The sequence below is a fragment of the Limnothrix sp. CMB-01 genome (assembly GCF_055193175.1).
The window spans coordinates 1,837,278-1,849,441 of sequence record NZ_CM143720.1; the positions used below are offsets into that span (position 1 = coordinate 1,837,278).

The 12,164-nt window shown below is 54.0% G+C and carries 12 protein-coding genes and 1 tRNA gene; 6 read left to right on the forward strand and 7 right to left on the reverse strand.

The annotated features are described in order from the left end of the window. Window positions 1-42: 42 nt before the first annotated feature. Window positions 43-711 carry a hypothetical protein gene (locus ACZA91_RS07720; RefSeq protein ID WP_463185862.1) on the reverse strand — a complete coding sequence of 223 codons (669 nt, stop codon included), beginning with the start codon at window positions 709-711 and terminating at the stop codon, window positions 43-45. A gap of 244 nt (window positions 712-955) precedes the next feature. Further along, on the reverse strand, window positions 956-1,813 hold the full coding sequence (locus ACZA91_RS07725; RefSeq protein WP_463185864.1) for a sulfurtransferase: 858 nt from the start codon (window positions 1,811-1,813) through the stop codon (window positions 956-958). Between the two features lie 115 nt (window positions 1,814-1,928). Between ACZA91_RS07725 and ACZA91_RS07730 the strand changes: the two genes are divergently transcribed. The 5 genes from ACZA91_RS07730 to ACZA91_RS07750 all read left to right on the forward strand — a co-directional run bounded on the left by ACZA91_RS07730 (window position 1,929) and on the right by ACZA91_RS07750 (window position 6,515). Beyond that, window positions 1,929-2,651 carry an ABC transporter ATP-binding protein gene (locus ACZA91_RS07730; RefSeq protein ID WP_199858033.1) on the forward strand — a complete coding sequence of 241 codons (723 nt, stop codon included), beginning with the start codon at window positions 1,929-1,931 and terminating at the stop codon, window positions 2,649-2,651. 300 nt (window positions 2,652-2,951) lie between these two features. After that, entirely contained in the window at window positions 2,952-3,470 is a 519-nt protein-coding gene (ilvN, locus tag ACZA91_RS07735; protein ID WP_099533066.1) for an acetolactate synthase small subunit, read from the forward strand. Window positions 3,471-3,644: 174 nt separating this feature from the next. Further along, window positions 3,645-4,952 (forward strand): dihydrolipoamide acetyltransferase family protein, encoded by a 1,308-nt coding sequence (locus ACZA91_RS07740; protein ID WP_463186408.1) that lies wholly within the window; start codon window positions 3,645-3,647, stop codon window positions 4,950-4,952. Window positions 4,953-5,414: 462 nt separating this feature from the next. Next, window positions 5,415-5,564 carry a hypothetical protein gene (locus tag ACZA91_RS07745; RefSeq protein WP_463185867.1) on the forward strand — a complete coding sequence of 50 codons (150 nt, stop codon included), beginning with the start codon at window positions 5,415-5,417 and terminating at the stop codon, window positions 5,562-5,564. A gap of 216 nt (window positions 5,565-5,780) precedes the next feature. Beyond that, the gene (locus ACZA91_RS07750) at window positions 5,781-6,515 is read left to right on the forward strand and encodes a calcium-binding protein (protein ID WP_463185869.1); all 735 of its coding nucleotides are present in this window, start codon (window positions 5,781-5,783) and stop codon (window positions 6,513-6,515) included. Between the two features lie 973 nt (window positions 6,516-7,488). On the opposite strand, the gene ACZA91_RS07755 is transcribed toward ACZA91_RS07750, so the two are convergent. Together ACZA91_RS07755 and ACZA91_RS07760 are read right to left on the reverse strand one after the other, a co-directional pair. Further along, a tRNA-Met gene (locus ACZA91_RS07755) sits at window positions 7,489-7,561 on the reverse strand. Between the two features lie 209 nt (window positions 7,562-7,770). Then, a complete protein-coding gene (locus ACZA91_RS07760; RefSeq protein ID WP_463185871.1) occupies window positions 7,771-7,902 on the reverse strand; it encodes a hypothetical protein in 132 nt (43 codons plus the stop codon). A 68-nt stretch (window positions 7,903-7,970) separates the two neighbouring features. Here ACZA91_RS07760 and ACZA91_RS07765 point away from each other — a divergent pair, with 68 nt between their 5' ends. Continuing rightward, window positions 7,971-8,933, forward strand: coding sequence for a protochlorophyllide reductase (locus ACZA91_RS07765; RefSeq protein ID WP_099533996.1), 963 nt, complete (start codon window positions 7,971-7,973; stop codon window positions 8,931-8,933). A 124-nt stretch (window positions 8,934-9,057) separates the two neighbouring features. Here the strand turns inward: ACZA91_RS07765 and ACZA91_RS07770 are convergent, their stop codons facing one another. The 3 genes from ACZA91_RS07770 to ACZA91_RS07780 form a co-directional block, all read right to left on the reverse strand. Further along, a complete protein-coding gene (locus ACZA91_RS07770; RefSeq protein WP_463185874.1) occupies window positions 9,058-10,746 on the reverse strand; it encodes a glycosyltransferase family 39 protein in 1,689 nt (562 codons plus the stop codon). A 25-nt stretch (window positions 10,747-10,771) separates the two neighbouring features. Further along, entirely contained in the window at window positions 10,772-11,347 is a 576-nt protein-coding gene (locus ACZA91_RS07775; protein WP_463185876.1) for a Uma2 family endonuclease, read from the reverse strand. A 207-nt stretch (window positions 11,348-11,554) separates the two neighbouring features. Further along, complete coding sequence (locus ACZA91_RS07780; protein WP_463185878.1) at window positions 11,555-12,139, reverse strand: Uma2 family endonuclease; 585 nt, start codon at window positions 12,137-12,139, stop codon at window positions 11,555-11,557. Between the last annotated feature and the right edge of the window lie 25 nt (window positions 12,140-12,164).

The following is a 12,164-nucleotide window of genomic DNA, read 5'->3' on the forward strand; positions in this document are numbered from 1 at the left end:
GGTGAATTGGCCGCCGAGGCCTGGGCGATCGCCCGGATTGATTCAGGAGGGGTTCAAGTCCCGGAATTTGGCTTGCTTCAGTTGCTCATACCGAGCTTGGAGCGATCGAAAGTTGTGCTGAATGAGGGGAAACAGCTTGGACGGAAAGGGTTCGTTTAAATCCATTGGGTTCACCCCGCGCATGGATTCGATCGATCGCACAGCTTTGTAAATTGCCACATGTTTCAGATATTTCAGCAATTCTTCAATCAACTCTTGGCTATTCTCTGCCTGTTCAGCTAGGTGAATTTTGGATTCGATGATTGCAACAATTTCATCGTGATTTTTTAAAATAAAGTCCCGCTCAATAATTTCTCCGGCAGAATCCGGCAATGCATGGTCTCTTGCGCCCAAAGTGGCGATTCTCTGCCACATGGCGTTATCTTTTTCAAGGCGTAAGTAAATTGGCCAATAGAATTCGGAAATTTGGCGCTCCAGGAATTCCAGTTCCGCTTGATGACGAGCCAGCACAATTTCTTGCTCTAATTCGGCAACGCGCTGTTTCTGCTGATTTTTTAAATCGACTAGGATTTGGCGCTGGCGATATTTTTCATTGATGTCACTTTTGAAAATTTCAAATCGCTTGTTTAACCAATAACCGGCAATCAGCACAATGCCGCCAATGAGCACTTTATCGACAACCAGTTCAATGAGTTTTTCAGAAAGGGCCATGTTGATCATGCTCCGTTGGAAGATTCAAGCTCTTTTGAGGGAAATTCTTGAGAAGCTCTTTGATTAGATTTGATTAGAAAAATTACCTTGAAAAGTTGATTCAAAGAACAACAACCGCAGGGGCAAGGGGCTTAAGCCCCTTGTTTTTGGTGATTACTAGCCCCTTGTTTTTGGTGATTGCTAGCCCCTTGTCCTCAACGATCGATCAGTCAGCAGAATCATCATTTAGGCTCCTCAAACACACTCACTCAGCCGGAGCAGTGACTTTGGGTAAATCCGGATAGGAACACCAGTCACTCCAACTGCCAGCGTAGAGACGAGCTTGGGGCAACCCGGCGCGGGCCAGGGCCCACAGGTTAACGCAGGCCGTCACGCCGGAACCGCAGTAGACGATCGGGGGCGGATTGGGGGGCAAGTCCTGAAAGTGGGATTTCAGGGAGGCGATCGAGTGGGCGCGGCCTTCTGGGTCGCAAACCTGCACCCAAGGATAGTTAATGGCTCCGGGAATGTGGCCAGCTACGGGGTCGATCGGCTCCACTTCACCGCGATATCGAGCGGGTTCTCGGGAGTCAATGATGGTTCCTTCTGCCAACCGCTGGGCTTGTTTGATGGTGTCGATCGAGGCCAGCAGTTCCAAGCGCGGGCGGGGCACAAACTGACGGACGATCGGGTGGCTGGGTTGGCTGGTGGTGGGCAAACCAGCTCTTCGCCAGGCCGACCAACCGCCATCCAGCAGCACCACTCGATCGTGGCCCAAATAGCGCAACAGCCACCAGAACCGGGCCGCAAACCCAAATTGGGAATCGTCGTAGACCGCAACCCACCGATCGGTGTCAATGCCCCAAAAGCCCAATTGATCCACCAGGCGATCGATCACCGGCAGCGGATGCCGACCGCCGTGGGGGCCAACGGGCCCAGACAAATCCCGCTCCAAATCTGCATAGACCGCGCCGGGAATGTGGGCAGTTTGGTATTGCTGTTGTCCCAAGTTGCGATCGCCCAAGGAAAACCGACAGTCCACCACCACCCAATCCGGATCCGACAGCATTGGGGCCAACTGTTCCGGAGAAATCAGTTGCTCCAACAGCAATTTCGCGGCCATGGTTGAGTTTTCCATGCTGAACCCCAGGTCATTCGCCAAAACAAGGCATTTGCCAGAAATGGCATTTGCCAAAAATGGTATTACGATTAGTTGAAACTTCCACCCCTGCTCGATCGTGTCAGTTCTCCTTGAAGTCCAAGACGTATACGCTGGCTACCTGAAGGGCCTCGACATCTTACAAGGGGTGAATTTGACCCTGGCCCCTGGGGAACTGGTGGCGATCATTGGCCCCAACGGTGCGGGTAAATCCACCTTGGGCAAAACGATCGCGGGGCTGCTGAACCCCAATCGGGGCCAGATCTTGTTCCATGGCGAGTCGATCGGGCACCTGAAGGCCAATGAGGTGGTGCAACGGGGCGTTTGCTACGTGCCGCAAATTGCCAACGTGTTTCGATCGCTCACGGTCGAAGAAAACCTGGAAATGGGCGCATTCATCCTAGAACAACCGATCGGGTCGCTGAAGGAACGCATCTTCACCATGTTCCCCCGATTGCACGAGCGCCGCCACCAGCGAGCGGGCACATTGTCCGGCGGTGAGCGGCAAATGCTGGCCATGGGCAAGGCCCTGATGCTGGAACCGGCGTTGCTGGTGTTGGATGAGCCTTCCGCTGCGCTTTCGCCTATTTTGGTCAACGACGTTTTTGAGCAAATTAAGGCCATCAACAGCACAGGCACTTCGATTATCTTGGTTGAGCAAAACGCCCGCAAGGCTTTGGAAATGGCCGATCGGGGCTATGTGCTAGAAGCAGGGCGCGATCGCTTCACGGGGCCCGGCCGCGATCTGCTCAACGATCCAAAGGTGGCGGAACTCTACCTCGGTGGCGCTGCCGCCCACTAGGCCGCCCAATAGTTGGTTGGCCGCTCGTCCTTCCATTCCGTTGCTCTAATCACGCCTTCAAGATCCGTTGGCGGTGCGATCTTCGATCGGTTATCCCCAAGAACAGTCCACAGACTCCGAACCAGGGCCTTGCACCCACAGATCTCGCCAGCCTTCTATACTGAAAGGCTGTCGCAAGATTTGGAATGCGATTGGGAATTGGGATCAGCATTGGGTGCGATTCACCTTAATTGGGTGTGATTCACCTTTGGGATGCACCCGATCGATCGCCCGCTCTGGCCATCAGCCTTTCACCGAACCATGAAACACACCCTTTCTGTACTTGTCGAGGACGAAGCCGGCGTTTTGACGCGCATCGCGGGTCTTTTTGCCCGCCGGGGATACAACATCGAAAGCCTGGCCGTCGGCCCTGCCGAGCAAGGGGGCGTATCGCGAATCACGATGATCGTGTCCGGCGATGACCGGATCATTGAGCAAATCGTTAAACAGCTCTACAAACTGATCAACGTGATCAAAGTCCAAGACATCACCGAAGTGCCCTGTGTGGAACGGGAGTTGATGTTGGTGAAGGTGAATGCGCCGAGCAGTGCCCGATCGGAAATTATTGAACTGGCGCAAATTTTTCGGGCGCGGGTGGTGGATGTGTCTGACGACTCCCTCACGATCGAGGTGGTGGGCGACCCGGGCAAGATGGTAGCCATTCTGCAATTGCTGGAAAAATTTGGCGTGCGCGAGCTGGCCCGCACCGGCAAAATTGCCCTCACCCGTGAATCGGGCGTGAACACGGAATATCTGAAATCTGCTGACCTCCGCAACTAGGGCGCTTCCGGGGCCACCGACCGGTGAGCACCCGGCGTGACACGATCGATCCCTGACTCCGACGGCTCGATCGCCAACCAACGCCACCACCGTCCCCAACAGACGGTAAAATCTGACTTTGGCGAATTGCAGCCCAACCATTCAAGTCCTAGCGTTCCCCGGTACGATCGGCCCATGATTCACGAAGTCTTCATGCCTGCCCTTAGCTCCACGATGACCGAAGGCAAAATCGTCTCGTGGGAAAAAGCGCCGGGCGACAAAGTAGCCAAAGGCGAAACGATCCTCATCGTCGAGTCCGACAAGGCAGACATGGACGTGGAATCCTTTAACGAGGGCTACATGGCCGCGATCGTTGTTGATGCCGGTGGTTCCGCCCCTGTGGGTTCCACGATCGCCCTGATTGCCGAAACCGAAGCGGAAATTGAAGCCGCCAAGGCCCAAGCGGCCGGCCTGTCCGGTGGCGCAACCAGCGCCGCCCCGGCCGCCGCTTCGGCCCCGGCCGCCACGCCCGTTGCCACCCCGGTGGCCGTGGCCGCTGCCCCCAGCAATGGAGCCAGCGCCCCCGCAGCCAGCCCCAGCGGCCGCACGATCGCCTCGCCCCGCGCCAAGAAGCTGGCCAAAGAACTGAAAGTTGACCTGAGTGGCCTGACCGGTTCGGGCCCCAACGGTCGGATCGTGGCTGAAGACGTGGAACGGGCCGCCGGTCGCACCCCGGCCGCTGCCCCCGCCCCGATCGCCGCACCCGTAGCCGTGCCCGCCGCTGCTCCCGCTCCGGCTGCCGCTGCTGCTGCACCCTTGCCACCCATGCCCGGTCAAGCCGTGGCCATGACCACCCTGCAAAAGGCCGTGGTCAACAACATGATGGTGAGCCTGAGCGTTCCCACCTTCCGCGTGGGCTACTCAATCACCACCGACAAGCTGGACGCACTCTATAAACAAGTGAAGTCCAAGGGCGTGACCATGACCGCCCTGCTGGCCAAGGCCGTGGCCCTCAGCCTGCGCAAGCACCCGGTGGTGAACGCGGCCTATGCCCCTGACGCGATCGCCTACCGCAGCGACATCAACATCGCCGTGGCCGTGGCCATGCCCGATGGTGGACTGATCACCCCCGTGCTGAAGAATGCCGATCAGGTGGATCTCTATTCCCTGTCGCGCAACTGGCAAGACCTGGTGACCCGCGCCCGCAGCAAGCAGTTACAGCCGGATGAGTACACCACCGGCACTTTCACCCTGTCGAACTTGGGGATGTTCGGGGTCGATCGCTTTGATGCGATTTTGCCGCCGGGCCAAGGGGCGATCTTGGCGGTGGGCGCTTCCAAGCCGACTGTGGTGGCCACCGATGACGGTTTGTTGGGCGTGAAGCGGGTGATGCAAGTGAACCTGACCGCTGATCACCGGATCATCTACGGTGCAGATTCGGCAGGCTTCCTGCGCGACTTGGCCGCCCTGATCGAAGGCGATGTGCAATCCCTGACGCTGTAAACCCTGGGAGGCTGACGCAAGCCGCAAACCTAACCTGGCTAGTCGTTAAGTCGTAGATCGTTCCCATGCTCTGCATGGGAACGCATCCCAGAAGCCCTGCATCATAGCCCGCAATCTTGACTTGGGTAATGCAGATCGTCCGAATCCGGTATTCCCGCCATCTGCGTGGGAAAATCAGACTACGTACTATGCACCCCTATGTTCCCCCTAATTTCCCCCGTTTCCGCTCTGCCTGCACCGCCTACTCCGGTTCCTCTGGTATCCCCGGTGGTTGCTCAGCGACTCGTTGACCCCGCTGATCCTCGGATCAACAAGCTCTTCGATCTCCAGCGCGCCGCTTTTAACCACGTAGTACGGGTGATGAAAGTCCCGAGATCAGGACAGGTAACCATTGATCGCTTTCAAGCTTACGTGGAATGGGGGGCAGCAATTTGTTTCATCAAGGAACGCCCTAGTGACCCTATGGGTTACCAAGTCACTATCATCATGCAATGGGATGACCGGGCAAACCGCTGGGCCTACCGAGGAGTCGTGGATGGGTCTAGTGTCGAAGAATTTATGGGCGTGGGGATGCCAGCCGAGAATGCCCAGTGGATTTCTGAGTTCCTTTGATGCCGCCTCTAAATTATTTTGATCATTGGATCGTTTTGAATCGTTCCTATGCTCTGCATCGTAGCCCCCACCTTCCAAGGAGCGCAGAGCACCCGATCTAGCCTTCCCACTCCAATTGCGAGAGCAATCATACTTGAAGCATCACCATGGTGGGTCAGGACTAATACTGAGTCCTGACCCTTTGTGCTAGGATTTCAAAAGCTCTCACAAAAACCAATGGCAATCATTTCTGTTCTGAATAATCCTGACGCTCAGGGAACTTCTGGGGCTGATACCATCTACGACACTGATTTGGGCCGCCGCACGCTGGGACTTGGCGGCAACGATGAGATTTTTGGAGAGGGTGGCAACGACGAAATTTTTGGAAATGAAGGCAATGACACCATTTTTGGGGGGTTGGGAGAAGACTCACTGTATGGTGGGCGTGGCGATGATGTGATCTATGGCAGAGTCCAACTAGGGCCAGGAGAATCGAATGGCAATTTCCTATTCGGTAACCTGGGCCAAGATACATTGTGGGGCAATGATGGTAATGATCAACTGTTTGGTGGACGCGAAAACGACTACTTAAGCGGCAATCTCGGCAATGATTTCCTCTCAGGAGATTTAGGATTTGATGTCCTAGTGGGTGGAAGTGGGCTAGATACCTTTGCTATATCTCCTTTGGCTGATAACTCATTTGACTACATCACCGACTTTGTGCCCGGTCAAGATGTCATTCAATTGGGCGGAGGACTAACTTTGGATAATTTAGTCATCTCCACCGTTGCTCAAGCAGGTCTTGTGGCCAGTGAGGTTAGGAAAAATTTCTCTAGCCTTTCATCAGTCAGTCCATCTGATGTCGTGATTAGGGTGAAAGGCTCAGGACAAATTCTTGCTGTCTTCGACCTCACTGGCTCGTCACCACTCCTCACCCCACAATCCTTTACAGCCAGCAACTTTGTCAGTTGATACTGATACTCATATTGGTTGCCCTGCATGGGAGCGATTTTTCGATGCTTTGCGTCTTTATCAGTACTGGGGAATAAGGTACAGAGCATTTGGGAACAGTCAGCAAAAGTCAGACCGTAATCCTCAGCCCCAATCTTGACAAACGGGTACGCGCGATTACAATAAAGTCATAAACCGCCGAAAGGAACGCAATGCGCCGCGCCTTTCGGCGGTTTTGCGTTTCAGGGCGAATTAGATGGGTCAAAACCATGTCTAAACCATCCAATCGCTGGCTGAATATTCTCGCTTCATGCTTAGTATTTCTGACTACGGTCTTGAAGCAGTCTGACTCAGTGCCTCATCAGATCAATATCAATTTTCCGATTCTTTTGATTGCCGTCACCGCAAAAAAGGAATCAGGTAAGGAGTAGCAGCATAGGGTTAGGCCGAGGTACAAAGGCTAACACCTATAAGTACTTCAAGAATCGATCTGGGTTAGAAAGCTCAACTCAATCTTAGGACTCGGGAATTTGCATGGCGCGGGCCAGCTTGGAGGTGGCCATGCCCTGGGTGCGCTTGCATTTTTTCGTTGAGCACCATTAGCGCGATCGACCTAAACAGTCGATCGCGTTCTTGTTGGAGGCTAAATTTCGATCGCTTGCAGTTCTCCGGTAGGTTGGGTTTCGCAAAGCTCAACCCAACTCAATCACCACGAGCCTTACTGTTGTTGGGTTTCGTGCCTCAACCTAACCTACAAAATGACCGTTGATCAGTCCATTTTGGGAAAGGGGTTAAGGATGAGGGCTTCTAACTGATTCGTGAAAGAAGTCTACTGACCTAGTGCTCCGCTTCAAGCTTGCTAGTGCGGCAAACAGGGAGTCTGACCATTTGAAAATCAGCTCGATGGCCAATGATCTTAAATGGATCTTACTTTTACAGTTCTGAATACTGTTGCAAGCAATCTAAAAGTCTCGCAACGCAAGCGTTTTAGCGATGGCTCAGGCGGGATTTGAACCTGCGACCTTGGGCTTATGAGTCCCCTGCTCTAACCTCTGAGCTACTGAGCCTTAATGCGTCTTCAAATCTCTAGGTTACGGAGATTGATTGAGTGGTGATCGTTTGGCTAACGGAACAAAACTCAATATTTTTGACGCGAGTATGTATTATACGCCATGGATGAAAAATCGCAAGGGTGCTAGCCAAATAATTTGGATGCCACCCTGCAAAATTCTCAACAACCGGTCAAGATTTTAAGATTGGTTGAGGTTTTCGCCTTTCACGACGCGCAATTAGGCGATTCTCGATAGGATGCGATCGCCTGGTCCCGTTTGGGCCCGGTGGCATCATTCAACAGAGCAAAGCGTTCCCGATCGCGATCGAGGCGATTACCGTCGGTTTCGATCGGCATGAGGCGCAAGAGCCAGTTGCTCTGCCCCCTTTTTTAGTAACCCATCACGATAAAACCGCACAACAGCAATGGCAGAACAGCAAAAACCCACCGTCCTCATCACCGGTACTTCCTCGGGAGTCGGGCTGTACGCCGCTAAGGCCCTCGTCAATCGTGGCTGGTATGTGGTGATGGCTTGCCGGAATTTGGAAAAAACCCACGCGGCGGCGGCCGAGGCGGGCATTCCTCAAGATAGCTATACGGTGCTCCAAGTGGACTTGGGGAACCTCACCAGCGTGCGGATGTTGGTCAGTGCTTTTCGATCGCTGGGTCGATCGCTCGATGCGCTGGTCTGTAACGCTGCTATTTATATGCCCTTGATTAAGGAACCGCTTTGGAGTCCTGAGGGCTATGAACTGACCATGACCACCAACCATCTGAGCCACTTCCTGTTGTGCAATCTGATGTTGGATGACATGAAGCTCTCGAACTATCCCGATCGGCGGATGGTGATTTTAGGCACGGTGACCCACAACCCCGACGAATTGGGGGGCAAAATTCCGCCTCAGCCCGATTTGGGCAATCTGGAAGGCTTTGCACAGGGCTTCAAAAATCCGATTTGCATGGCCAATGGCAAGAAGTTTGAGCCGGTGCGGGCCTACAAGGAAAGCAAGGTTTGCAATGTGCTGACCATGCGCGAGTTGCACCGTCGCTTCCATGAGTCCACTGGGATTACGTTCTCTTCGCTCTATCCCGGTTGCGTGGCCGATACGCCCCTCTTCCGCAATCACTATCCCCTGTTCCAAACCATCTTCCCCTGGTTCCAAAAGAACATCACTGGGGGCTATGTGTCCCAGGAGTTGGCGGGCGATCGAGTGGCTCAGGTGGTGGCAGATCCTGACTTCAAGCAGTCGGGGGCTTACTTTAGCTGGGGCAACCGCCAGAAGAAGGGTCGCGAAGCCTTCCTGCAACGGGTCTCACCTCAGGCCCGCGATGAGCAACGGGGTCAAAGAATGTGGGATTTGACCCTGAAGCTGGTGAATTTGGCCTAGAAATTGCTAGCAATTAGCAATTTGCGATCAATGGCAATCGTTCAAAGGCAAGGGGTTTAAACCTCTTGTCTTTTTTGTTCTGATCTTTTTGATGCTTGTCTTTTTTGTTGAAGTTTGAATTTCGTTAAAGTTTGAATTGCTCAAGGTTTGAATTTAATGGCATGGGCTTTTGGGCAGCGATCGGGGAAGGCAGTTGCAATCGATCGAGCCAAGCCATGTTGTCACCGCCAAGGGGTTGAATTTGCCCTTTTAATTCTGCCTCGATCGCCTCGCGAAACGAGGGCATCAGGTTCAGGACGTACAGATCGCTAATCGGCGGAGTCATTTGCCCGATCGCCGTTTTCAACAACTGCAAATCACCGGGGTTGACCTGTCGAAAATCTGAGACCAAATAGAACGGCACATTGGGCCGCAGACGTAGGGCCAGGGCGATGGTGTTGCCAACTCGATAGCCAAATCCATCCGCAATCACCAAGGGGTTCGCGGCGGCGTTAATCTGTTCCGCAAACGCAGGCAAGCTAACACTAATACCTTTGGCCCAATTGGTGGTAGCGGTGATTAATTGCCAACTACCATGCAGGCTAATGGTTAATAACAGGCTGGCCCCGATCGCGGCGAGACTGCGGCGCAGGGTTTGCCCTTGGGTCAGGGATTGGGCAATCAGAATCGCGAGGGCAATTTGCAGCCCCAGATAGGTCGGAGTCCAGTAGCGCGTTGAGATGGAGCGCAGCCCGCCATCGAACAGATCGGGGATCACCAATAGGCTGGTGGAGACCAACGTGAGGGTCAGCACCCAACCGCTCACCCGCAGGGGAAACTGCCGTTGCAGCCAGATCAAGACTCCCAGGGCGATCGCGCAAAACAGCCCCGCCCCCCACCAACCAGCGCCCACGGGAACCCAATCCGTGAACCCTCGCAACACTTGGATGACCAATCGGCGGAGCACTTGAATGCGCGGCTCTTCATAGGCGGTCATCCAGGCGGTGAGCTGGCGAGCGGCTTCCCAATGGTTCAATAACACCAGCGCCCAAGGCAAGAACAGCAACCCACCGGCCAAGCCAGCCAGGATGAGCGATCGCACCCGCCAGCCCAGTCGCCCCCGATCGAGCCACAGCACATACAACCCTTGACCTACGGACACATAAACCGTCAACAGGGAGGTGTATAGCCCCAGCGCCAAAACCAAGCTGTAGGGCCACCAGGCCCGCACCCGATCGCCCCAAGTGGCCGCCCGCTCTGCCAACCGCAAAGCACGCAGCAGCAGCGCCCCCAACACCAACAGCAACGCCGCCCACAGGCTATATTCCCGCACCTCTCGCCCATACAGCACATGAAACGGGGACAGGGCCACCAGCGCCATGGCCACCCAACCCACCAAGGGCGATCGAGTTAATTCCCAACAGACCCAGTACAGAGCAGGAAAAACCGCCAGCCCAAAGATCGTGGGCAAGCTCCGAAGGGCGAGGGCACTGCTGCCAAAGCATTCCATCCAAAACCGCGTTAACAGGTAATAGAGCGGTGGATGCTCTGGATTGCCAATCACGGAAGCAAAAACGGTGTGCCAAGGCTGTCCCTTGGGCCCCAAATAGGCGACCAACTCCGGCTGCATGACCAGCTTGTTGGCAAATTCACGAGCCTGGAGCACCGGCAAACGATGGCCGGCGGCACTGACAGCCGTTAGTACTTCGTCGTGCCAAAGGATATTGTGATCAATGGCCCAAAAACGCAGGCCAATGCCCAACACAACACAGCCGATCGCCACCCAACGGATGACGGTTTGCCAAGATGAGGCGCTCGATCGAGTCGGGTTCATGGGCAATGCTGATGGGTAACCGAATTTAAAAGCTAACCGATCGATAAATTTTGGACAGGGGTAACGCTAAATTGCCGGTGGCGATCGAGCAGGTTTCTGTCAATCCTTCGGTTCTTCGCCAGCGCCAGTCGCCGTCTTCACCCAACCAGAATCGATCGATGGCCGGTTCTTCCTGAGCCACCAACAGATATTCCCGGAACTCAGGAATTGAGCAATATTTACTAAACTTTTTCGTGCGATCGTAATCCGCCGTTGAAGGCGACAAGACCTCAATGATCAGTGTGGGATTTAACACTTCATCTCGCCGTCCATCGGAAAAGCTGGGGTCACCTTCAATCACCATCAAATCAGGATAAGTTCCGTGATTGTAGGTCGGCAACCAAAGACGCATATCCAATGCAAAAACCGTGAAGGGTGGATCTAGATCTAGAAGCCGAATCAGGTTCAGACCAATTTGGTTATGACTTGAAGTACCACCGGTCATGGGGATTGATACTCCATCGCAATATTCATGACGGGTTTCACTTTTTTCTTCAAGGGCGCGATACTCGTCGGGTGTGAGGCTGGCAGCAATGAACTGGGCGGCAATAGAAGCAGTCATGGCAGGACGATCGCAAGAACTCTCTCCAGCATAGCCACTGAATTCAAATCCCATTCGGGGATGATTCCACACGATCGCCCAGCCGTTCAAAGACGAAGGCCGATGCCCAACACAACACAGCCGATCGCCACCCAACGGATGACGGTTTGCCAGGATGAGGCGCTCGATCGAGTCGGGTTCATGGGCAATGCTGATGGGTAACCGAATTTAAAAGTTAACCGATCGATAAATTTTGGATAGGGGTAACGCTAAATTGCCGGTGGCGATCGAGCAGGTTTCTGTCAATCCTTCGGTTCTTCGCCAGCGCCAGTCACCGTCTTCACCCAACCAGAATCGATCAATTGCCGGTTCTTCCTGAGCCACCAACAGATATTCCCGAAATTCAGGAATTGAGCAATATTTACTAAACTTTTTCGTGCGATCGTAATCCGCCGTTGAAGGCGACAAGACCTCAATGATCAGGGTGGGATTTAACACTTCATCAGTGCGATTTTCGGTGAAGCGTGGCTCACCTGTAATGACCAGCACATCCGGATATGTGCCCATTTGCCATTCCGGTAACCAAACGCGCAAATCATTGGCATGAACGGTATATTCCGTTTCGGCCCAGGCTGTAGCCAGCAGCACTATCAAGTTAGTAATAATTTGGCTATGTCGATAGCTGCCACCGGTCATGGGGATTGATACTCCATCGCAATATTCATGACGGGTTTCGCTTTTTTCTTCAAGGGCGCGATACTCGTCAGGTGTGAGGCGGGCAGCAATTAACTGGGCGGCAATAGAAGCAGTCATAGCAGGACGATCGCAAGAACTCTCT

What these genes read in the sequence shown, in the direction of transcription:
- ACZA91_RS07770 (WP_463185874.1), bottom strand. Translation starts at nt 10,746, where the DNA reads ATGAACCCGACTCGATCGAGCGCCTCATCTTGGCAAACCGTCATCCGT.
- ACZA91_RS07725 (WP_463185864.1), bottom strand. Translation starts at nt 1,813, where the DNA reads ATGGCCGCGAAATTGCTGTTGGAGCAACTGATTTCTCCGGAACAGTTG.
- ACZA91_RS07720 (WP_463185862.1), bottom strand. Translation starts at nt 711, where the DNA reads ATGGCCCTTTCTGAAAAACTCATTGAACTGGTTGTCGATAAAGTGCTC.
- ACZA91_RS07780 (WP_463185878.1), bottom strand. Translation starts at nt 12,139, where the DNA reads ATGACTGCTTCTATTGCCGCCCAGTTAATTGCTGCCCGCCTCACACCT.
- ACZA91_RS07760 (WP_463185871.1), bottom strand. Translation starts at nt 7,902, where the DNA reads ATGCCGATCGAAACCGACGGTAATCGCCTCGATCGCGATCGGGAACGC.
- ilvN (WP_099533066.1), top strand. Translation starts at nt 2,952, where the DNA reads ATGAAACACACCCTTTCTGTACTTGTCGAGGACGAAGCCGGCGTTTTG.
- ACZA91_RS07740 (WP_463186408.1), top strand. Translation starts at nt 3,645, where the DNA reads ATGATTCACGAAGTCTTCATGCCTGCCCTTAGCTCCACGATGACCGAA.
- ACZA91_RS07765 (WP_099533996.1), top strand. Translation starts at nt 7,971, where the DNA reads ATGGCAGAACAGCAAAAACCCACCGTCCTCATCACCGGTACTTCCTCG.
- ACZA91_RS07750 (WP_463185869.1), top strand. Translation starts at nt 5,781, where the DNA reads ATGGCAATCATTTCTGTTCTGAATAATCCTGACGCTCAGGGAACTTCT.
- ACZA91_RS07775 (WP_463185876.1), bottom strand. Translation starts at nt 11,347, where the DNA reads ATGACTGCTTCTATTGCCGCCCAGTTCATTGCTGCCAGCCTCACACCC.
- ACZA91_RS07745 (WP_463185867.1), top strand. Translation starts at nt 5,415, where the DNA reads ATGGGTTACCAAGTCACTATCATCATGCAATGGGATGACCGGGCAAAC.